17 protein-coding genes are annotated in these 20,601 nt (G+C 70.0%); 2 read left to right on the forward strand and 15 right to left on the reverse strand.

Going from position 1 to position 20,601, the window contains the following annotated elements; translation table 11 throughout:
• Positions 1-138: 138 nt before the first annotated feature.
• From VF106_RS21580 to treS, 4 genes are read right to left on the reverse strand one after another with little or no spacing between them, the layout of a single operon-like run.
• Positions 139-435, reverse strand: a complete 297-nt coding sequence (locus VF106_RS21580) for a hypothetical protein (protein ID WP_330841583.1) — start codon at positions 433-435, stop codon at positions 139-141.
• A gap of 19 nt (positions 436-454) precedes the next feature.
• A complete protein-coding gene (locus VF106_RS21585) occupies positions 455-1,831 on the reverse strand; it encodes an FAD-binding oxidoreductase (RefSeq protein ID WP_330841584.1) in 1,377 nt (458 codons plus the stop codon).
• Positions 1,828-3,378 (reverse strand): maltokinase N-terminal cap-like domain-containing protein, encoded by a 1,551-nt coding sequence (locus VF106_RS21590; protein WP_330841585.1) that lies wholly within the window; start codon positions 3,376-3,378, stop codon positions 1,828-1,830. Before VF106_RS21590 ends, VF106_RS21585 begins: the two co-directional genes overlap by 4 nt.
• A complete protein-coding gene (gene treS, locus VF106_RS21595; protein WP_414639039.1) occupies positions 3,375-5,027 on the reverse strand; it encodes a maltose alpha-D-glucosyltransferase in 1,653 nt (550 codons plus the stop codon). Before treS ends, VF106_RS21590 begins: the two co-directional genes overlap by 4 nt.
• Positions 5,028-5,158: 131 nt before the next feature.
• Here treS and VF106_RS21600 point away from each other — a divergent pair, with 131 nt between their 5' ends.
• A complete protein-coding gene (locus VF106_RS21600; protein ID WP_330841587.1) occupies positions 5,159-6,058 on the forward strand; it encodes a LysR family transcriptional regulator in 900 nt (299 codons plus the stop codon).
• Between the two features lie 67 nt (positions 6,059-6,125).
• Here VF106_RS21600 and VF106_RS21605 read toward each other — a convergent pair whose 3' ends face one another.
• The 7 genes from VF106_RS21605 to VF106_RS21635 all read right to left on the reverse strand — a co-directional run bounded on the left by VF106_RS21605 (position 6,126) and on the right by VF106_RS21635 (position 13,816).
• A complete protein-coding gene (locus VF106_RS21605) occupies positions 6,126-6,899 on the reverse strand; it encodes an SDR family oxidoreductase (RefSeq protein WP_330841588.1) in 774 nt (257 codons plus the stop codon).
• Positions 6,900-6,914: 15 nt separating this feature from the next.
• Positions 6,915-7,304 carry a cupin domain-containing protein gene (locus tag VF106_RS21610; RefSeq protein ID WP_330841589.1) on the reverse strand — a complete coding sequence of 130 codons (390 nt, stop codon included), beginning with the start codon at positions 7,302-7,304 and terminating at the stop codon, positions 6,915-6,917.
• Positions 7,305-7,335: 31 nt separating this feature from the next.
• Positions 7,336-8,112, reverse strand: coding sequence for an SDR family NAD(P)-dependent oxidoreductase (locus tag VF106_RS21615; protein WP_330841590.1), 777 nt, complete (start codon positions 8,110-8,112; stop codon positions 7,336-7,338).
• Positions 8,113-8,242: 130 nt separating this feature from the next.
• Positions 8,243-9,346, reverse strand: a complete 1,104-nt coding sequence (locus VF106_RS21620; RefSeq protein ID WP_330841591.1) for a type III PLP-dependent enzyme domain-containing protein — start codon at positions 9,344-9,346, stop codon at positions 8,243-8,245.
• The gene (locus VF106_RS21625) at positions 9,343-11,070 is read right to left on the reverse strand and encodes an AMP-binding protein (RefSeq protein WP_330841592.1); all 1,728 of its coding nucleotides are present in this window, start codon (positions 11,068-11,070) and stop codon (positions 9,343-9,345) included. Before VF106_RS21625 ends, VF106_RS21620 begins: the two co-directional genes overlap by 4 nt.
• 105 nt (positions 11,071-11,175) lie before the next feature.
• Positions 11,176-12,612 (reverse strand): ATP-binding protein, encoded by a 1,437-nt coding sequence (locus VF106_RS21630; protein ID WP_330841593.1) that lies wholly within the window; start codon positions 12,610-12,612, stop codon positions 11,176-11,178.
• Entirely contained in the window at positions 12,605-13,816 is a 1,212-nt protein-coding gene (locus VF106_RS21635; RefSeq protein WP_330841594.1) for an IS701 family transposase, read from the reverse strand. Before VF106_RS21635 ends, VF106_RS21630 begins: the two co-directional genes overlap by 8 nt.
• 518 nt (positions 13,817-14,334) lie before the next feature.
• On the opposite strand from VF106_RS21635, the gene VF106_RS21640 reads away from it, so the two are divergent.
• Positions 14,335-15,822 (forward strand): AAA family ATPase, encoded by a 1,488-nt coding sequence (locus VF106_RS21640; protein WP_330841595.1) that lies wholly within the window; start codon positions 14,335-14,337, stop codon positions 15,820-15,822.
• 631 nt (positions 15,823-16,453) lie between these two features.
• On the opposite strand, the gene VF106_RS21645 is transcribed toward VF106_RS21640, so the two are convergent.
• Genes VF106_RS21645 through glgX form a run of 4 tightly spaced genes read right to left on the reverse strand, consistent with a single transcriptional unit; the run spans position 16,454 to position 20,581 of the window.
• Positions 16,454-17,695, reverse strand: a complete 1,242-nt coding sequence (locus tag VF106_RS21645) for a PP2C family protein-serine/threonine phosphatase (RefSeq protein ID WP_330841596.1) — start codon at positions 17,693-17,695, stop codon at positions 16,454-16,456.
• A complete protein-coding gene (locus VF106_RS21650) occupies positions 17,695-18,129 on the reverse strand; it encodes an ATP-binding protein (protein WP_330841597.1) in 435 nt (144 codons plus the stop codon). Before VF106_RS21650 ends, VF106_RS21645 begins: the two co-directional genes overlap by 1 nt.
• Positions 18,126-18,446, reverse strand: a complete 321-nt coding sequence (locus tag VF106_RS21655; protein WP_330841598.1) for an anti-sigma factor antagonist — start codon at positions 18,444-18,446, stop codon at positions 18,126-18,128. Before VF106_RS21655 ends, VF106_RS21650 begins: the two co-directional genes overlap by 4 nt.
• Positions 18,443-20,581 carry a glycogen debranching protein GlgX gene (gene glgX / locus VF106_RS21660; protein ID WP_330841599.1) on the reverse strand — a complete coding sequence of 713 codons (2,139 nt, stop codon included), beginning with the start codon at positions 20,579-20,581 and terminating at the stop codon, positions 18,443-18,445. The genes VF106_RS21655 and glgX overlap by 4 nt, the downstream gene beginning before the upstream one ends.
• Between the last annotated feature and the right edge of the window lie 20 nt (positions 20,582-20,601).

Here is a 20,601-nt window from a genome sequence, read left to right on the forward strand (position 1 = left end):
TGTTTCCGCCGTTTTTCCGGTTCGACTCTCCGCGAGTTCACAAGTCGCGGACAAGTCCGGCGGCCCGGTCCTGGAATACTTCGTCAGGTCCTCGAGGAAATACCGAGGAACCAGCCGCTTCACGCGCTGGGCGTTGGCTCAGTAGTCGACCAGCTCGTACCGTCCAGAAGAGACGGTCGACTTGTCCACCGCGGCGAGGAACTCCTGGGTCTCCGGCGCGCCGAAGAACGCCGCGATGGTGGCATCGGCGTCCGCACTGCTCTCCCAGTGCACGGTCACCATCCACTCGCCGTCGGCCGAGCGAGCGGTGCTGCGCGAGCGGAAACCCTTGCGCAGCGACATGTAGCTGTCCTCCACCTGTCGGTTGCGGCGCAGGAACTCCTCGTCGGAAATGCCGTCAGCCAGGTGGAACCGGATGGTCTCCACGGTCTGCATCGCAGACTCCTTCACGTGGTCAGGGGGTTCTCCTACTTTCGTCTTCGACGCCAGCCACGGCGGCGAACACGCGGTCCGGGTCGTACTGCCGCTTGACGTTCCGGAGCCGGTCCAGGCTGGCGCCGTGCGCGAGGCGCACCCGCTCGTGCTCGTCCGTGCCGAGCAGGTTCGGGTAGCCGCCGGGCAGCGCGTGCGGCGCGAGCGCGGAGGACAGCGCACGCACCCACTCGCGGTGGATGTCGCGGGGATCGTCGGCGGGCCAGCTGGCGATGATCTCCACCTGCCGGTGTTCGGTGCGCATCGCCCACGCGGTGGCCTCGGCCGGCACCCGGCAGGCGGCGCCGTGGAAGTGGTGCACCGCGACCGCCGAGTACGGCGACGACACCTCGGCGAACGCGGCGACGAGCAGGTCCGTCGCGTCGTCGGACAGCTGCCCCGGGAGCCACCGGCTGTCGGCGCAGGCCTGCCGATCGTCGGCGACGTTGCCGTCCACCAGCCCGAGGACGTCCGGCAGGGTCAGCTGTCCGATCTGGACGGCCAGCGGCTCGCCGAGCGAGGCCACCGCTCCCACGTGCGCCTCACCGTCGGCCGGGTCGCCGCACCAGATGGGCAGCAGCGCCAGCACCTGGCCCATCGGGCTGGTGAACAAGCACGCGATCACGTTCAGCTCGTCGGGGGCGGCGGCGGTCAGCTCGCGGTAGCCACGCAGCACCGAGGGCGCCGCGTCGAGCCCGAACATGACGGCACCGCCGAGCACCGTCCGGAGCGGGTGCAGCTGGTAGCAGAGCTCGGTGACCACGCCGAAGTTGCCGCCGCCGCCACGCAACGCCCAGAACAGGTCCGGGTGCTCGTCGGCCCGCGCGGTGACCGCGGTGCCGTCGGCGAGCACCACGCGCGCGGCGAGCAGGTTGTCCGATGCCAGGCCGTGTCGCCCGATCAGGTGGCCGTAGCCGCCGCCGAGGGTCAGGCCGGCGACACCCACGTGGCTGACGGTGCCGAGAACCGCGGCGAAGCCGTGTGGTGCCACCGCGGCCGACACGTCCCCGGCCCGCGCGCCGCCCCGCACGACACCGATCGCGCCGTGCGTCGTGCCGTCGCGGATCGTCACGCCGCGCATGGCGGACAGGTCGACCACGACCCCGCCGTCGCGCACGGACCGTCCGGCCCAGTCGTGCCCGCCGGCCCGCACCGACAGCGGCAGGCCGTTGTCCCGCGCGAACCGCACCGCGGTGACCACGTCACCCTCGTCCACGCAGCGCACGACGACCAGCGGTGTGCGGTCCACCCCGCGGTTCCACACCCGCCGGGCGGTGTCGTAGTCGCCGTCGCCGGCACACACGACCGGTCCCCGGACGGCCGCGCGAAGCTCGGCGGTCGGCGGTGTCGTGACGGTCATCGGTCCTCGCCTTCCTCGACGCCCGCGATCCGGAAGACCGACCGCAGCGGCACGTCGACCCAGGTGGGGCGGTTGCGGGTCTCGTAGATCACCTCGTACACCGCCTTGTCCAGCTCGTAGGCGGTGAGCAGCGCCGACTGCGCGCGCGGGTCGGTGCCGGCCGCGGTCGCGTAGCCACGCAGGAACGCGTTGCGCATCCGGTCGGTCCAGCGTGCCGCGATCCGCGCCTCCTTGCCGGTGGGCGAATGGCCGCCCGCCCTCAGCTCGTGCGCGGCGGCGTAGTCGAACGAACGGAGCATCCCGGCGACGTCGCGCAACGGCGAGTGCGGCGCGGTCCGCTCGGCCAGGCTGGCGGACGGCTCACCCTCGAAGTCGATCACCAGCCAGCGGGTCGGGGTGTGCAGTACCTGCCCGAGGTGCAGGTCACCGTGCACGCGCTGGAGCAGGGTCTGCTCTGGGCGGCTGCCGGTCACCGCGGCGAAGGCCGCACGCAGCCGTGACCGCGCCGGGCTCAGCTCGGGAACCTCCTTGACCGCGGCTTCCAACCGGGCGAGGAACCCTTCGCGGAGCCGCTGTACGTCCACAGCGGACATACGGCGGGCCCCGAGCACGGCGGCGAGACCGGTGTGCATCCCGGCCACCGCCGCACCGAGTCTGAGACATTCGCCAGCAAAATCGCCACTTTCTGCGACATGGCCTCGCTCCGCTCGGCGTTCGCGGGCCTGTTCCCGGCGTCTTCCCTCCTGCGCGCGCAGATCCCTGGGCTCCTTCGTCGCGCAGGGATCTCCGTGCTCGTCAGTCCAGACGCCGGCGGCCCGCTCAGGCCCCGTGAGCAAGTTGCGCACGTCCTGGCAGGCCAGCTCCCAGCCGTCCACCGCGTTGGACGCGAACGAGTGCAGCGTGGCCAGTGTGACCGGCGCACCCGCCAACTCGGCCTCGATGGCGCCGAGCAGCGGGGCGATGTTCGTGCTGCCGGCCTGGCTGAGCGCGCGGTGCAGCTCGAGGTCCGGGTTGATCCCGGTGACCAGGCGGCGGAAGAGCTTCATCACGTACCGGTCGGCGAACACGATCGACGTGTTGGACTGCTCGACGCCCGCCGGCCGGCTCGGCATGCCTCGGCGCGCCGCGAACGCGTGCTCGCCGCCCGGTTCCAGTCCGAACCGGATGTCGTGGCGCTCGTGGTTGCGGGCGATGAGTCGCAACAGTGCCGAGTTCAGGTCGTGGTCGGCTGGGGCGTCGTACACCGCGACGCCGTCGTCCGTGTCGATCAGCGCCGGTTCGAGCTCGGTGGGTAGAACGCGCCGGAAGCCGAGCGGCACCTGGTAGAGGTGGCACTCGTCGGCGTAGTGCACGGCGACGATGGTGAGCAGCCCGCGCGCACCGTCCTTTTCGAACTCGTCGGCGAACTCGACGGCACGCACGACCTCGATCCGGCGGATCTCCCGGCCTTTGCCGCCGTACCAACGCTGTTCGGGAAGCCACGCGGCGAGCGCGGCGGCCATCCGTTCGGTGCGCGGGAACGTGTCCGCGTTCGTCGCCGGGGTCATCGCGTGCCCCCGGCCTGCTCGATGGAGAGCCAGTAGAAACCGTGCCGTGCCATGGTGAGCCGGTATGGCTCGGTGCCGACGACGCCGAACGGCACGCCGCCGGTCAGCTCGACCAACGTGCCCCCGGCGTGGTCGGCGAGGTCGAGGTCGACCGGTTGCGGGCGAGCGGAAAGGTTGTGCACGCAGAGGATCACGTCGCCACCGTCCGGATAGGTGCGTAAGTACGCGAGCACACTGGGGTTCGACGAGCCGAGCTCGGTGAACTCGCCGAGCCCGAACGCCGGGTGCTCGCGGCGGATCCGCAACATCCGGCGGGTCCAGTGCAGCAGCGAGGAGGCGCTCTTCGTCTGCGCCTCGACGTTGACGCCCTGGTACCCGTGGGCCTGGTTCATGATCACCGGTAGGTAGAGCCGCCCGGGGTCGCACTGGGAGAAGCCGGCGTTGCGGTCCGGGGACCACTGCATGGGGGTGCGGACGGCGTCGCGGTCGCCGAGCCAGATGTTGTCGCCCATGCCGATCTCGTCGCCGTAGTACAGCACCGGTGAGCCGGGCAGGGAGAGGAGCAGTGCGGTGAAGAGCTCGACCAGTCCACGGTCGTTGTCCAGCAACGGGGCGAGGCGGCGGCGGATGCCGATGTTCGCCTTCATCCTCGGGTCTTTCGCGTACTCGGCGTACATGTAGTCGCGTTCCTCGTCGGTCACCATCTCGAGCGTCAGCTCGTCGTGGTTGCGCAGGAAGATGCCCCACTGGCAACCGTTCGGGATCCGCGGAGTCTGCGCCAGGATCTCGGAGATGGGGAACCGCGACTCGCGCCGCACGGCCATGAAGATCCGTGGCATCAACGGGAAGTGGAACGCCATGTGGCACTCGTCCCCGCCCGTCGAGGCGTCGCCGAAGTAGTGCACCACGTCCGACGGCCACTGGTTGGCCTCCGCCAGCAGCACCCGGCCCGGGTACTCGTCGTCGACGACCTTGCGGCAGCGCTTCAGGAACTCGTGCGTCTCGGGAAGGTTCTCGCAGTTCGTCCCTTCCCGTTCGAACAGGTAGGGCACCGCGTCCAGGCGGAAGCCGTCGACGCCGAGGTCCAGCCAGAACCGCAACACGTCGAGAATCGCGTCCACGACGGCCGGGTTGTCGTAGTTGAGGTCCGGCTGGTGGGAGAAGAACCGGTGCCAGTAGAACTGGCCACGCGCCGGATCATAGGTCCAGTTGGACGTCTCGGTGTCCACGAAGATGATCCGCGCGTCGCGGTAGCGCTCGTCGCCGTCGCTCCAGACGTAGAAGTCGCCATAGGGCCCGTCGGGGTCCGAGCGGGACGCCTGGAACCAGGGGTGGGCGTCCGAGGTGTGGTTGAGCACCAGGTCCGACACCACCCGCAGCCCGCGCCGGTGGGCCTCGTCGACGAGCCGCACGAAGTCGTCGACCGTGCCGAACTCGGGGAGGACGGCCTGGAAGTCGGAGATGTCGTAGCCGCCGTCGCGCAGGGGTGAGGCGTAGAACGGGGGCAGCCAGAGGCAGTCGATGCCGAGCCACTGCAGGTAGTCGAGCTTGTCGGCCAGCCCGAGGAGGTCACCGGTGCCGTCGCCGTCGGCGTCGTAGAACGCCCGCACCAGCACCTCGTAGAAAACCGCGCGCTTGAACCACTCCACGGAAGCCAGCGTGACGGCCGCGTGGCGGCCGCAGCCAGGCAATCGCGCAGACTGTTGGAACTCCCCGCGAAGGTCACGAAGTGACCTCAGATGAGTTGACTGAACCGCTGGCAGACGGGGGAATGTGCGTCATGGACGCTCCGCAGCTCGCCGCGTTCGTCGCCGTGGTCGACATCGGGAGCTTCACCCGAGCGGCGGCGCGACTGAAGGTGTCCCAGCCCACGGTGACCACGCGTGTCCAGGCACTCGAGCAGAGCGTGGGCGCCACGCTGCTGGAACGCCTGCCGCGCGGGATCAGGCTGACCCCGGCCGGCGAGGAGCTGCTGCCGTACGCCAGGGAGATCATCGCGCTGACCGAACGCGCCAGGGAGGCCGTCAGCTCCGGCGGGCAGCCACACGGCCGGGTCGAGGTCGGCACGGTCGAGAGCCTGACGAACTACCGGCTGCTGCCGCTGATCGAGTACCTGTACCTGCGCTACCCCAAGGTGCAGGTGTCGATGCGCTCGTCCGCGTGCGGCGAGACCATCGCGAAGGTACGTGAGGGCAGGCTGGACTGCGCGTTCTTCGTGGACTCCACCGGCGGCCGGGAGGACCTGGACACCAGGGTCCTGTGCCCGGAACCCCTGGTCCTCGTCGGCGGCCCAGGCAGCCAACTCACCGGCCGCGCCACCGTGTCCGACGGCGACCTGCTCCACGCCACACTGATCCGCGCGGACAACGGCGCGAACTACCACACCCGGTTCGAGCGGATCATCGGTCTGGACGTGGTGGAGGAGCGCCCGCGAATCCTGGAGCTGGACTCGATCGCCGCCGCCAAACAGAGTGTGGCCAACGGCCTCGGCGTCGCCCTGCTCCCCACCATCGCCGTGCGCCGCGAACTCGCCACCGGCGAACTGTGCCGAGTGAACTGGAAACCACCCTTCGAGGTGTACACACAGGTGGCATGGCGCCGCACCGGACGGTCCGCCGCCGTACGCGCCCTGGTGGATGCCGCCACCCAGGTCATCGAGGAACAATCCTCGGTCGCGTAACGGCGCGCGGCTACGGCCCGTCCCTCGCTGGGACGGGCCGTAGCTCTGTCTGGTGGAACGCGTTGGTTCAGATGAGCAGGATGCCGCCGTCGACGTCCAGGACCGCACCCGTGACGAAGGGGGCGGTCATCAGGAAGGTCGCCGCGCCGCCCTGGTCCGCCGGAGTGCCGACCCGGCGGGCGGGGGCGGTCCTGGCGAACTCGCTGAAGATCGCCTCGCGGTCGGCGTCGGGGACCGAGGACCACATCTCGGTGTCGGTGAGGCCGGGGCGCAGGGCGTTGACCCGCAGCGGAGCCAGTTCGACGGCGAGAGCCCTGGTCAGGGCCTCCACCGCGGCGAAGGCGACCGAGATCGTGGCCCGGCCGGCGACCGGGCGCACCGCCATGCCACCGGTGTTGAACAGGATCGACCGCTCCGCCGGCGACGCGCCGGGCCCGTCGATCATGAGCCGGGCGCCGGCACGGGCGGCCCGCCACGACCCCCACAACTTGCCGTCGACCACGCCGCGGGCATCCTCGACGTCCGTGTCGAGGAAGGCCCCGCCGCCCGATCCGGGGGTCGCGGTGATGACCAGGTGGTCGAGCCGCTCCAACTGGCCGAACAACGCGTTCACGGACTCGTCGTCGGTCAGGTCGCAGACGAAGGCCCTCGGCGGTACGGCGTCGGGGATGCCGTCGGTCACCTGTTTGACCGCGTCGTCGAGCCGATCGGCCGAGCGGGAGGTCACCACCACCGACGCGCCGAGGGCCGCCGCCGAGCGGGCGACCCCCTTCCCCATGCCGCTGCTGCCGCCGATGACGACGACGGTGGTGCCGTGCAACGACGGCGTAGCCACACTCATGTGTTTCCTTCAGCCTCAGGAGGAGTGGTTGTAGTGGTAGTCGATGTTCTCCGGGCCGCCCGCGACGAACTCGGTGACCACCTTCGGGGCGGCGTGGATGTTGACCATGCGGGCTCGCCCGGGCCCGAGGTTGCTGAAGGCGTGTGGCGTGTCGGCTGGCACGACACAGATGTCGTCGGTGCCCGCGTCGACGGTCTCGCCGTCCGCCTCGATGCGGACCGAACCCTCGACGATGATGAAGATCTCCTCGTAGGGGTGCTTGTGCCTGCGTGGGCCCAGGTCCGCCGGGACGTCGACGATGAAGGCGGACGTCGAGACGCCGTGGTCGCTTCCGTCGAACACGTACGCGCCGACCTCGCCGTTGATCACGACCGTGGACAGCGTGTTCTTCTTGATCACCTGCATGGTGGCTCCGGGCGTTCGTAGTGTTCTGCGGTCAGATGGACTTGAGGAAGCCGCCGTCGATGACGAACTCGGCGCCGTTGACGTTGTCGGCCTTGCGCGACACGAGGAAGGTCACCAAAGAGGCCACCTGGTCGACCGTGGTGTGCGTGCCCGTCGAACTACCCAGTAGTTCTGGCGCGCCGTCGATGATCTCTTCCTTCGTCTTGCCCGACTGCGCGGCGATGACGTCCGCGATGCCGCCGGAACCCGTCCAGGCGTCGGTCATCACCGGTCCACAAGAGACGGTGTTCACCCGTACACCCTGCGGACCGAACTCCTCCGACAGCGCCTTGCCGAGGTTGAGCAGGCCGGCTTTGGCCGCGGAGTAGTCGACCACCATGGGCAGCGGCTGGTGGGCGTTGGTGCTGCACAGGCTGACCACGGAGCCTCGCCGCTCGACGATGCTGGGCAGTGCGGCCCGGGTGGTGCGCACGGTGGCGAGCAGGTTCATGGTGAGCCCGTCGAGCCAGTCCTGGTCGCTGACCGAGAGAAAACCGGTCCTGGTGTGCGGGAAGCCGAGGTTGTTGACGAGGATGTCGATCCCGCCCAACTCGGCCAGGGCGAAGTCGATGAACTCGCCCGGCCCGGCCGGCTCGGCCAGGTCGACGCTCAGCACGTGTGGCGTGACCTCCTTGAGCTCGTCGGTCACCCGCCTCGCCCCGGCCGCGACCCGAACCCCTTCCGCGGTGAGAACCCTGGCGATCTCCAGGCCGATACCACGGCTCGCGCCGGTGATGACAGCGGTCTTCCCGGTGAGTCCGAACTCCATCGAGTGCCCCTTCCGGTAGCGATATGGGGGTCGACTCGACGGTAACGACGGTTCTGAGGTGCCCGCATCTCCACGTATCCAAATACCGACTACTAAGTCATATCCCAGTGGTCGGGCCGGTCGGCCGCCCTCATCTGTCGGGTTGGTTGTCCGGGTACCTGGTCAGCAGTAGGCGGGAGACGTGGACGGCCGAGGAGTCCGGGTCGTCGCGGTCGATGACGACCTCGACCGGCAGCGGGTGGGTGGGCGGGACGGTCGTCGGGCCGTGGGCACCGACGCCGGGGACGACGAGCAGGTCACCCGGGCGCAGGCTGGACAGCCGCACCTCGTGGGCCCAGCTTTCCGCGAAAGGACCCACCAGGACGGAGTCGACCAGGTCTCCGCGTGGTGTCAGCGGGGTCGCGGCGGCGAACGAGTCAGGGGCGTCGACGCCGAACTCCAGGACCACGATCTCCTTGTCGCGGAAGGGCTTGGTGTCCATGACGGCGGTGATCAGGGTGCCCGCGCTGCCGACCAGGTACCGGCCGGCCTCGAACTCCAGCCGTGGCGGGGCGGCGCCCGCCGGGACCTCGCGGTCGATGGCCGCGGTCAGCCGCTCGCGGAGGCCGGGGACCGGTGTCGAGCCGCCGAAGTGTAGTACGTCCACGCAGCCGCCGTACGTCGCGATTGTCCAGGCCAGTTCGCCTACCGCGAGCACCCACCCGTCCACATCGGACAGCTCGGACGCCTGGGCGTACAGGCCGGACAGCTGTGCGTTGGCGCCGCCGGTGAACCTGGCCGGGTCCGCGTTCACCCAGGCGGACGGCACGCCGACGGCGGTAGGGCCCCCGCCGTTGATGCGCAACAGGAAGCTCACCGACACCCCGTGCGCGGCGGCCCGGTGGTCCAGCTTCTTCACCCCGGCCGGCGAGTCCGCCACGAAACGCCGAACGCCCTTCTGCAGTGCCCAGTCGATGTCCCGGCCGCTCCGTCCTGTGTAGAGCACGTCGGCCGCTGGCCAACCGGTGGTGAGCGCGGTGTCCAGCTCCGATGGTGTGCACACCTCTGGCAACGCTCCCCCGGCCCGGATCTCTCGCAGTAGCTCGGGATGTGCGTTCGTGCCCAGCGCGTGGAAGAGGCCGCTCCTCGGCGGCAGCGCGGCTCGCAGCCGCAGGCGGTTGGCCCGGACCTCGGCGAGATCGTAGACGTAGGCCGGGGAACCCACCTTGTCCACGATGGACGCGAGGTCGGTCACGACTCGGGTTTCCGCCCGAGGAACGACAGTGTGCCGTCGGGTGCCCACATGACCCGGTCGCCGGTGCGGAAGCGGCGCGCGTTCGGGCCGCCGTACGGGTCGGGCACGAACCGTGCCGAGGTGCGCTCGTCGTCGCCGACGTAGCCGTCGGCCGGGCAGCGCCCGCCGAGCACCAGCTCACCGGGCACACCGGGCGGGGCCAGGTGACCGAAGCAGTCGATCACCTGCGCCGTCACACCGGTGATCGGCCTGCCGAGCGGCACGTGCCCGCCGGCGTCCGCCTGCGACGGCCGGTGGGTGACCGCGGTCTGGGTCTCCGGCGTGCCGTACATGATCACCAACCGGACATCAGGGTGGGCGGCCAGGAACTTCTCGACCGGCGCGTCGGCGGCGAGCGGGCCGCCGGACAGGCACAGGTGGGTCAGCGCGCCCAGATCGGCGTCGACGAGCGCCGGCAGCTCCGACGCCGGCAGGTGCAGGTGGGTCACGTCGCGCCCGTCGCCGGCCACCACGGTGCCGCCGGCCACCAGGACCGGCACGATCTCCTGGAAGGACAGCGGCTCGCGCCGCAGCACCCGCGAGTCCCGGCCCAGGTCCAGCGCCGCGACCTGCCACGCGGTGAGGTTGAACAACGGCCCCTCCCCCATGTCCACCACGGTGCCGTCGGCGGTGAACTCCACGTACCCGCCGCTGCCGGATGGCCGGTACGGCTCCTGCGGCTCGACCGGGCCGAGCAGTTCGTCCGGGGTGACCACGAGGACGCCGGGCACGGGCTCGTCGCCGATCACCAGCACGCAGTTCACGTCCGCGAGCCGCTCGGCCGGCACGTCCGCCGTGAGCGGCAGGTACCGCGCGCCGACCCGCAGCACCGCGAGCATCGCGATCACCGTCTCGGTGAGCGTGGTCGTGGCCAGCCCGACCACCTGGCGTGGGCGCACACCATGGCTACGCAGACCGGCGGCCACGGCTCGCACGATGGAGGCGAGCTGCCGGTAGCTGGTCCGGCTGCCGCCCTCCTCGATCGCGACCCGGTCCGCACAGATGTCCGCGGTGCGCCGCACCCAACCGTCCAGACCGCCGACCGGCGGCCGGCGCCAGTGGCCGTCACCACCGCGCGACGGACGGTCCGGCGCGTCGGTGAACAGGTCCGCGATCGGGCTCCTCGGCTCGGCCACCGCCCGCAGCACGGCTTCCCGCACGGACCCGGCGAACCCTTCGGCCACCGGCTCGGGCACCAGCGCGAGATCGTGCTCCAGCGCGAACATCCAGCAACCCGAGACGAGTGAGACGTCCAGGGACACTTCGGACATACCGCCCCACACGGGCAGTGTGGCGGTGAACCCCGCCCCCGCCGGCACCGCGGCGATCTCGGCCAGAACGTCGGAGAACGCCGCGTCCGCCGTGATTTCCACGTTCAGCGGCAGGGTGCCGGCCGCGTGCCGGACACCCAGCACGACGGTCGACTCGCCCGTGTGCCGGGCGACAGCCGCGGTGGTGCACGCGGCGAAGAACGCGGGCGGGGTGACCGCCAGCGTCGCACAGGCGTGGTCAACCGCGGCGGATTCCGCTTCACTGAGCGGGATCCGCCGGCGTGTCGCCACGCGGTCCGTCTCCGGTGGACGGTCGGAGTGCGGGTGACGCACCGTGGCCGGCGCCTGACTCGGCGATCCGGACCGCGGCTCCGCGTGCCGATCATCCCACTCGGTAGCCCTCGGGATGGTCATCGTCACCGATGGTATTCGCGATTACCACCACACCGTCAAGGAAACCGCGGCCGGAGGTGATCGCCGTACGCTATGGCCACATCGGTCCGGGAAAACGTTGTCCCGTCAGCCAGCCGGCAGTCGAACGGTGAAGCGGGTGTCACCGGGGATCGAGCATACGCTGATGGTGCCGCGGTGCCGAACGGTCACGATGCCGTGGGACAGATGCAGGCCGAGCCCGGTGCCCTTGCCGATGTCCTTGGTGGTGAAGAACGGCTGGAACAGGTACTCGAGCGCGTCGGCGGGCACACCGCAGCCGTCGTCGCGGATCTCCACGACCGCGTAGCCGTCCTCCAGCCGCGTGCTGACGCGCAGCACGCCCCGGCCGTTCATCGCGTCGACGGCGTTGTCGACCAGGTTCGACCACACCTGGTTCAGCTCGCTCGGGTACGCGCTGACCGGTGGCACGTCCGGCGAGTACGCGCGGCACACCCGGATCTCGGTGAGCTTGTTGGCGTGCATCGCGAGGGTCGCCTCGATGCCCTCGGTCAGGTCGACCGCGCGCTCCGGCGCCCGGTTCAGGTTCGTGTAGGACTTGGTGTCCCGCACCAGCATCGCGATGCGCCCGCTCGCCTCACCGATGTCGGCGACCAGTGCGTCCGCCTGAAGCGAGTACGCGAGCGAGCCGATCGCCGCGGGCAGCGCGCAGTTGCGCACGTGGCCGGCGAGCTCGGTGACCTCCTCGGGCTCCACGCCGTTCTCGGCGAGGATCGGGCCGAGCTGGTCGGCCTGCGGCACGCCGTGGTCGGCGAGCACGTCGGTGATCTCGTCCGCGGCGTCGACCGCGTCGAACGGATCCGGTGTGGTGGCCCGCGTCCGCACGCGGGCGGTCAACTCCTTGAGATGGGCGCACTCCTGCTCGGTGGCCAGCCGTCCCCACCCCTCCGCCGACGACGCCAGCTCGGCCACCGACTCACGCAGTTCGGTGGCCGCGCGCACGACCGCGGCGGCCGGGTTGTTCAGCTCGTGCGCCAGCCCGGCGGCGAGGGTGCCGAGCCCGTCGAGCATCGCCCGCCGGCTGGCCTGCACCTCGTAGGACTTGATGCGCCAGGCCAGGACCGGCAGCATCACCCGGCACACCTGCGGACAGCGGCCGATCATCTCCACGAACGTGTCCCGGTCGTAGGCGAGCAGCTCGGTGTGGCCGACGGCGGCCCCACGCGCGACGTACCCGCCGCCGGCGAGCATCGGCAGCTCGCCCGTGAACTGGTGCGCGGCGGTCGGCTTGTCCGGTTCCGTCCCCGGCAGTGCCGTCGCCCGCGCCGCCGCGTCCGCGGTGTGCCGGGCCACGACCTCGACCCGGTCCTCGAACGTCTTGGTGATCAGCAGCTCGCCGGACAGCAGCACGTAGAAGTGCTCCGCGAGCTGGCCGTCCTCGAACAGCGGCTCGCCGTCGGCGAGGGTCACCGGCTCGCCGACGCTGGCGAGCCAGTGCAGTTGCTCGTCGTCCAGACCGGCGAACAGCTCGATGCGCCGCAGCCGGTCGACCAGGTCCTCAGGCATAGGGCCGCAACAACAGCTCGTCGGGCCGGTCGTGGAGCTCCTGTCCCAGCCGGTAGGCGTAGGCGATGGAGGACATCGTCACGTGGTGGTGCCAGCCGCGGAACGACCTGCCCTCGAAGTGCCGGAGACCGACGTCGTCGTGCATCCGGCCAAGGTGGTCCCCCGCGCGGGCGGACAGCTTCACGAGGTCGATCAGCTGCGGCAGCCGGGCCACGTTCAGGTTGGTCAGCCAGGTGGCACGCGGCCGGCTGCGACCGACCGTCCACTGCACGAGCAGGTGCCGCGGCGGGCGGTGCCGGTGCCGGTGCACGGCGGTGCCGACGAGCCGCGGCGTCTCGACCTCACCGGGCACCGGCGACGCGACGAACCTGGTGGTCGCGGCCCGTGCCTCGGTCCTGGTCTGCCAGTTCAGCGTGCTGGCCGCCGGACGGACCGCGAGCAGTGCCAGCTCGCCGACCGACGGCACGCGGCCGCCAGGCGCCCTCGGCCGCGCAGGGCGTGCCGGCAGGTGTGGCGCGACCTGCACCAGGTAGCGCAGCCCCCGGTCTTCCAGGCCACGCAACAACAACTCCACGTCGCCCTGGTCGGAGGCGTCCACGAGCACGGGCGCCGGCGCGAGGTCCCAGCCCACGGTCATCTCGTCCACGGCGTCGAGCAGGTAGGACCAGTACGGGCGGTGCCGTTGCGCCGTCGGCACATGGGCGCGTTCGCGGCGCGGCTCGTCGGTGTCCCAGCAGCGCGGCAGCAGGAGCCGCCAGTTCACCGGACAGCTGGCCGAGTCACCGGCGAGCTGCACCGTGAGTCCCAGCTGGCAGTTCAGGATCCGGCCGGCGGACGGCGCGTACTGCTTGGCCACGCCAACCGAGCTGGCCCCGTTCTTGGGGAACACCGCCTCGGACACCACCCACGCCTTGGGCACGACCAGTCCGGTCACGTACTCCGCCAGGTTGCGACGAACCGGCTCCCACTGCCAGGTGCTCTGGTTGACGAACTGCTGCAGGCACTGGTCTGCCCGCCAGCCGACCACGTAGTCCGAGATGCGCCGGATGGACTTGCGCCCAGGAACGGTGATGAGCCCTCGGATGTAGACCTCTCCCCACCGCCGTTGGTCGGATCTGGTCAACGGGGATAACCGCTCGCGGCAGAACCCCGACAGGTCGGGTGCGACATCGGTCGTGAACATCGGGTCGAGTTCGATGGTCATCGTTGCTGTCCCCCATACTTCCGCGCGAGCGGCCGTTCCTGGCGCGGAGCGCCGCCGGCCCTCGTCGTGAACACGTCGACCATGCCCAGCTCCATCCGCTTGTGGCTCGAGTTGACGTACTTCCACCATGGGCGGTGCCGCGCGGGTTACCCAGAAGCTGGTTATGGGGGTACTGGAAGTACCAGGGTCACAAATCTCACTCTGCGTTCGATAATCAATTACCGAATGAGACGGAATGGCCCGAACGAGAAGCCTGACCGAATGCACACAGCTCAGCCCGATGGGCCGAATGGACCCACTTCATGAACTTCCTGAACTTCCTGAGAATCATCGCGGGAGTCGCGGCGACGACAAACTGTCCTAACGCCACAACTGTCTCGTGATCAGCGCCGGAGCGCAACCCGAAGTGGCCGGATGCGCGAAATTAACCGTTCTGGACGAACACTTTGTCAGTTACCCGTTGACCTGGCGATTCACCATTGTTGATCGTGGCATGAGGCTATCGAGGAGGTGGCGGCATGCCATGGAGTTTCGTCGGCAGGAGCGAGCAGCTGGACCGCATCGGTCGGGCGCTCGCCGAGGCTTGTCCCGCGCCGGTGGTGGTGCTCGGCGCGCCGGGCATGGGCCGTACGAGCTTGTTGGCCGAGGCGCTCGTGTCCGCCGACGCCGACGCCGTACTCGCCGTCGAGCCGTGTGGCACAGAACCCTATTCCGCGCTCGCCCGACTGTTACCGGAGGGGTTCGCCGCCAACGCGTCACTGCGCACCGGGATCGCCGACGCTGCGGCGACGTTGGCCGGCCAGTGGGTCGGACACCCGCCGGTGCTGGTGGTCGACGACGCGCACCATGTCGATTTCGCGAGTATGCAGGTACTTCGTGAACTACACCGCACGTACGGCGCGCCACTTCTGCTCACCGCGGCGAGCACGTGTGCGTTGCCGGCCGGGCCGGACCCGCTGGACTGCATCCGTTACGAGCCGGGCACCTGCACGATGCGGCTGCACCCGCTGTCCACCGACGAGGTGACCGTCATCCTCTCGGACGTGTTCGGTGGGCCGGTCCACCCGACCACCGCCGCGGCACTGCACGCGGCCACCGGCGGCAACCCGACCTTCCTGCGTGACCTCGTCGAGCGTGGCCGGCTGACCGAGCAGGTCGTCCGCGAGGACGAGATGTACCAGCTCAAACCCGGCCGGCCAGCTGGCGCGGTCGCCCCGCTCGGCCCGTCCTGGCCCGGCGCGACGCAGCTCACCGACGCGGTGGGACAGGCGTGGCGGGAGCTGGCCCTCGACCGCGCCGACGAGCTGTGCCTGCTGGCCTCGTGGCACGGCCTGACCGACGCGATCGCGACGACCTGGGCCGGCGTGCTGCTCCTGCGTGGTCGCCCCGCGGAGGGGCTGCGCCTGCTCGACGCACACCCGACGCCCGACCCCGACGACCCGTCCCGGTACACGATCACACGCGCGCTGCTGGTCGGCCTGGGGCTGCGCCGCGTGGCCGAGGCGGAGGCCATGCTCACCGCCGCGGCCAACGCCGACCCCCGCTACCGCGAACGGCTGCTCGCGTGCCGCGCCTGGCTCCTGGCCGCCACGGGCGCCCCCAAACAGGCCGCCGCCGCCCTGGAGACAGCCGACCCGTGCGTCGACCGCGACGCCGCCGTGTTCATCCACGCCGCGAGTGCCGCCGTCGCGCTGGCCGGTGGAAAACCGGGCCAGGTGGTGTCAAACCTGCGGCGCGCACTGGCCGCGGTCGAGGGCCGGTGCACCGGACTACCGTGGTTCCCGCCCTACCTCACCGCGTGCCTGATCGACGGCCTACTGCTCGCCGGACGCATCAACGAGGCGACAGCGGCGGCCGGGGACTTCCACGCCGGCCAACGAGGCTGCGGCTGGAACGTCGCCGTCGCGATGGACACGCTGATCACGGCCCGCCCAAGCGTCGAGCCGATACCCACCGACACGCCACAGCAGGATTCCGCCCGCCACAGCGGAATCGCAGGTAAATAGTGCGTTACAAACCATTGGTGCGCTGATTGAATCAGCCCAATATCGTGGAGGATGCCGATCTACCCGAAACGAACGGACTGACCTGTCACGCCGAAAGTTCCGGCCGCGCTCCGGGTCACCTTCCGGGCTCCGCTTTGCCAACTCGACGACGCACCCGCTTCGCGGGCCGGGCACTTCGCGCTCGGCCCGCGAATGGCGTGTTTGTGTTGTCCCAAGGGTGCCCTTGAAGACGCTGAACCTCGATCCACCGATGATCTTGTCGGAATATCGCACCTCCCGAGAGTGGTGGGCCTGGTCAGGCGCTTCGCGGGCGTCGGGCGCCGCGCGCCCGACGCGCACCCGCTGAGTCCCGAAAGACGCGTTCGGGGCATCGCCGATGTCGCGAAAGACGCGCTGATGACGTTCACTGTCCCGAAAGGGTCTTTCGGCACAGTGCCGGTGGCACAGGCACTGGGCTTCCCCCCGCCGGCTCCACAGAACCACGTGCGGGCAGCATGATCATCGGTGGATCTTGGCTGAACGTCCCGGGGGCGCTCTTCAGGGCATCCGGGAGCAGGCATGCGAAACGCCTGGTTGCCGGCGGGCGAAGCCCGTCGGCAACCAGGCGCTGTCAGGGCCCTGGGGCCAGTGCTCAGCCGGGGACGCGGCGTAGTGCGAGCATCGTGATGTCGTCGAACTGTTCCGCCGCGCCGACGTGTGTGTGCAGGGCGGTGTCGACGTCGGTGAGGAGGTCGTCGGCTGAGCGGGATGAGCGGGACAGCACGTCGAGCAGGCGGTCCATGCCGAACAGCGAGCCGTCGACGGCGCGGGCCTCGACCACGCCGTCGGTGTAGAGGAGCAGGGTGTCTCCTGGTTCCATGGCGATGTGTCCGAGCGCGTAGGCGCTGTGCGACATCATGCCGACGGCCGGGCCGGTCGGGGCGAGCAGTGTGTGGCCGCCCCGGGCGCGCATGAGTACGGCCGGGTTGTGGCCGCCGTTGATGTACAGCAACGCCCCGGACCGCGGGTCGAGCACGCCGAAGATGAGTGTCGCGAAGTAGCCCTGGCGCAGGTGGTTGCGTGCCAGGTACCGGTTCGTCGACACGACCGCCTGCACGAGTGGGCCCGCGCCGACCGACAGCAGGGGCGGCAGCGCCGAGCCCACCTCGACAGTGGTCACGACACTCATCTTGGAGTCGCCCTCGACCAGGCTCCATGCGCCCGTGTGTTCGGCCGTGTGCCGTAGGAGTGTCCGGATCAGTGCCATGAACAGTGCGGCGCCGACGCCCTTGTCGCAGACGTCGGCCACCACGAAGCCCAGCCGGCGACCGTCGACCAGTTCGAAGCCGTCGTAGAAGTCGCCGGCCACCTGCCTCGCGGGACGAAAGCGGGATGCCAGGTCCCATCCGTTCGGTGTTGGCATGTGTTCTGGCAGGAAGCCTTCCTGGATCTCGTGCGCGATGCGCAGGTCCTGTTCCATCTCCCGCATGCTGGCCTCGGCCGCCATGTCCTCCACGGCGTTGACCAGCTGGTTGCGTTGCCAGCAGGACGACATCCTGCTGCGCAGCAGGGCGGGTCGGAACGGCGGCTGCACGTAGTCGAACCCGCCGCGCACGCACGCCTCCAGCGCGTCGAGGTCTCCGTCCTCCGGGAACACGATCGCCGTCGGTGGGTGTTCCCCCAGTGAGAACCGCCTGGCCAGCATCGCCACCCGTTGCAGGCCGAGCGACGCCGACATCAGCAGCAGGTCCGGGGCGGCACCGGGATCGTGCCCCTGCGCCAGCTGTGTCTCGGTCAGTGCGCGCACCGCGAAACCGCCGTCGGCGAGGGCGGAGGTGAGTTGCGCGTCGCCGGCCGGCGTGTCAGTCACCACCAACGCGCTGGTCTTCCCCATCAATCCCCTCCATCGCCTCCGGCACGACGCCGGATCAGCAGTTTGTTGCGGTTACGACCACCCACGTACTCGTGCTCGAATCGGTCCACACTGGACAGCGCGAGGAACAGGCCGAAGCCGCCCGACGGCCCGACATCCGGGTCCGCGGTCAGCCGCGGGTCCGGATCGTGCTCGGTCGGGTCGAACTCCGGCGACCGGTCCGTGAGGCGCAGCCACACCCATTCGTCGTCAAGGCCGGCGTCGATGAGGATCTCGCCGTCTCCGTCGCCGTACCCGTGGGTGGCGACGTTGACGGCGATCTCCTCAGCGGCCAGCCGTAACCGGTAGGCCTGCGCGGAATCGAGCCCCGCCGCGGCCGCCAGCCGCCCTACCAAGGCGGAGAGGGCGGCCGACAGGTTCTCGATTCCGCGCAGGCTTACGCGGTCTGCGATCACGGTCCGACCGCGTCCTGCATCACTATGCTGCGGTCGAAACCGGTCAACCTGATCGTCTCCGCCACCTCCGGCCGGGTGCCGACCAGCACGATCTCCGTGTCACGACCCATCTTCTGGTGCGCGAACACCAGGCAGCGCAGGCCGGCCGACGACAGGTAGGTGAGGTCCTCGGCCAGCAGCACCAGCCGAGTCGGGTTCTTGTCGGCCGCGTCGATGATCAGCTCGTTGAGCTCGTGCGCCGACCGGGAGTCCACCTCGCCGACCAACCGGATCGTCACCACGCCGTCCTCGACGTGCAGCTTTCCTTGGAAACTCACGGTTCTACACTCCTTCGGTGTTGGTCGGCGAGCAGCACGACCACGGCCCGGGGTCCGATGTGGATCCGGGACTGGTCGGGCAGCCGCCACTCCGAGCCCAGGTCGGCCACGTCGCCGGGCGGTTCGGCGTTCGTGTCCGCGAACATGTGCCAGGCGAGGTGGTCCGGCAGTTCGGGCAGCTCGAGCTCGTGTCCCTCCCAGTGCGAGTTCGCCGCCACGTACACGCAGTCCTCGCGTCCGTCCACTTCGGTGTAGAACATCGCGGCGATCAGCCGGCAGAACGGCGCCCAGTCCGGCGTCCAGGCATGCACGCCGTGCCAGCTCACGTCCGGGAACAGCTGGTCGTGCGCGCTGCCGGTGACATGCCGGGTGCGGCGCAGCGCGGCGTGCGCGCGGCGGAACGCGATCACCCGGCTGGTGAAGCGCACCAGGTCGGCGTTGGCGTTCACCAGGTCCCAGTCGAACCAGGACAGGTCGCTGTCATGACAGTAGGCGTTGTTGTTGCCCCGCTGGGTACGCCCGGCCTCGTCCCCGGCGAGCAGCATCGGCACGCCGTGGCTCATCAACAACAGCAGCAGGGCGTTGCGCACCATGCGGTCGCGCAGCCCGTTCACCAACGGGTCGTCGGTCGGGCCCTCGTGCCCGCAGTTCCACGAGTTGTTGTTGTTGTCGCCGTCGGCGTTGCCCTCGCCGTTGGCGTCGTTGTGCTTCTCGTTGTAGGAGAACAGGTCCCGCAGGGTGAAGCCGTCGTGCGCGGTGACGAAGTTGACCGAGGCGATCGGCCCGCGCCGCTGGTAGAGGTCGGGTGAGCCGACTAGGCGCGCGGCCATCTCGCCGGACGTGCCCGACTCGCCCTTCAGGAACTTGCGCACGATGTCGCGGTACCGGCCGTTCCACTCCGACCAGCGGCAGTAGTCGGGGAAGCTGCCGACCTGGTAGAGGCCGCCCGCGTCCCACGCCTCGGCGATCAGCTTCGTGTTGCGCAGCACGGGGTCGTTCGCCAACGTCTCCAGCAGCGGTGGGTTGGGCAACGGCGTGCCGTCCGGGGCCCGGCCGAGGATGGCGGCCAGGTCGAACCGGAAACCGTCCACATGGTACTCGGACACCCAGTGACGCAGGCAGTCCAGCACGAACCCGCGCACCACGGGGTGGTTGCAGTTGAGCGTGTTCCCGGTGCCGCTGAAGTTGTAGTAGTAACCCTCCGGGGTCAGCATGTAGTAGACCTTGTTGTCCAGGCCCCGGAACGAGATCGTCGGTCCGAGCTCGTTGCCCTCCGCGGTGTGGTTGAACACCACGTCGAGGATCACCTCGATGCCGGCCTCGTGCAGCCGCTTGACGAGGTTCTTGAACTCGTCGGCCTGGCTGCCGTGCCGCGCGGTCGCCGCGTACGCCGCCTTGGGCGCGAAGAACCCGACCGTGCTGTAACCCCAGTAATTGCAGAGCATCTCGTCGCCGGACGGCGCGGGATGGGCGCCCTCGGTCTCGTCGAACTCGAACACCGGCATCAGCTCGACGCAGTTGACGCCGAGCTCCGCCAGGTACGGGATCTTCTCCACCAGCCCCGCATAGGTGCCCGGCCAGCGCACCCCGGACGACGGGCTGCGGGTGAACCCGCGCACGTGCGTCTCGTAGATCACGAGGTCGGCCAGCGGCAGGTTCAGCGGCCGGTCGCCGTCCCAGTCGAAGTCGGCGAGCGCCACCCTGGACCGCCACCCGTAGCTGTCCTCGCGCGGCGTGCCGAACACCTCCCGGCCGCCGAGCGCGGTGGCGTAGGGGTCGACGAGGATCTTCTCGCGGTCGAACCGGTCGCCCTGCTCCGGGCGAAACGGGCCGTCGGCGCGGAAGCCGTACTCGATCTCCTCAGCCGCCAGCCCGAACACGGTCATCGAGTACACCGTGCCCGTACGGAAAGACTCGGGGAACGGCAGCTCGGCGAACGGTTCCTCGGCGCCACGCTGGAACAGCACGAGCGTCATGTCGGTGGCGCCGGCGGAGTACACCGAGAAGTTGATCCCACCGGGGACCGGGGTCGCCCCGAATGGCAGCGGTCGGCCGGGCCGCACGTCGTGCCCGGCGATCCGCTCCGTCGGGTAGCCGTCGATCCGCGTCAGGTCACCGGCGGGTGCGGCGTTCATGCCGTCTCCTCGTTCGCTCC

The sequence above is a fragment of the Actinophytocola sp. genome (assembly GCF_036378875.1).
Taxonomy (GTDB): Bacteria; Actinomycetota; Actinomycetes; order Mycobacteriales; family Pseudonocardiaceae; genus Actinophytocola.

Excerpts from the sequence above, each read along its gene's own strand:
- VF106_RS21580 (WP_330841583.1), bottom strand. The coding sequence starts at position 435 with ATGCAGACCGTGGAGACCATCCGGTTCCACCTGGCTGACGGCATTTCC.
- VF106_RS21585 (WP_330841584.1), bottom strand. The coding sequence starts at position 1,831 with ATGACCGTCACGACACCGCCGACCGCCGAGCTTCGCGCGGCCGTCCGG.
- VF106_RS21590 (WP_330841585.1), bottom strand. The coding sequence starts at position 3,378 with ATGACCCCGGCGACGAACGCGGACACGTTCCCGCGCACCGAACGGATG.
- VF106_RS21600 (WP_330841587.1), top strand. The coding sequence starts at position 5,159 with ATGGACGCTCCGCAGCTCGCCGCGTTCGTCGCCGTGGTCGACATCGGG.
- VF106_RS21605 (WP_330841588.1), bottom strand. The coding sequence starts at position 6,899 with ATGAGTGTGGCTACGCCGTCGTTGCACGGCACCACCGTCGTCGTCATC.
- VF106_RS21610 (WP_330841589.1), bottom strand. The coding sequence starts at position 7,304 with ATGCAGGTGATCAAGAAGAACACGCTGTCCACGGTCGTGATCAACGGC.
- VF106_RS21615 (WP_330841590.1), bottom strand. The coding sequence starts at position 8,112 with ATGGAGTTCGGACTCACCGGGAAGACCGCTGTCATCACCGGCGCGAGC.
- VF106_RS21625 (WP_330841592.1), bottom strand. The coding sequence starts at position 11,070 with ATGACCATCCCGAGGGCTACCGAGTGGGATGATCGGCACGCGGAGCCG.
- VF106_RS21630 (WP_330841593.1), bottom strand. The coding sequence starts at position 12,612 with ATGCCTGAGGACCTGGTCGACCGGCTGCGGCGCATCGAGCTGTTCGCC.
- VF106_RS21635 (WP_330841594.1), bottom strand. The coding sequence starts at position 13,816 with ATGACCATCGAACTCGACCCGATGTTCACGACCGATGTCGCACCCGAC.
- VF106_RS21640 (WP_330841595.1), top strand. The coding sequence starts at position 14,335 with ATGCCATGGAGTTTCGTCGGCAGGAGCGAGCAGCTGGACCGCATCGGT.
- VF106_RS21645 (WP_330841596.1), bottom strand. The coding sequence starts at position 17,695 with ATGGGGAAGACCAGCGCGTTGGTGGTGACTGACACGCCGGCCGGCGAC.
- glgX (WP_330841599.1), bottom strand. The coding sequence starts at position 20,581 with ATGAACGCCGCACCCGCCGGTGACCTGACGCGGATCGACGGCTACCCG.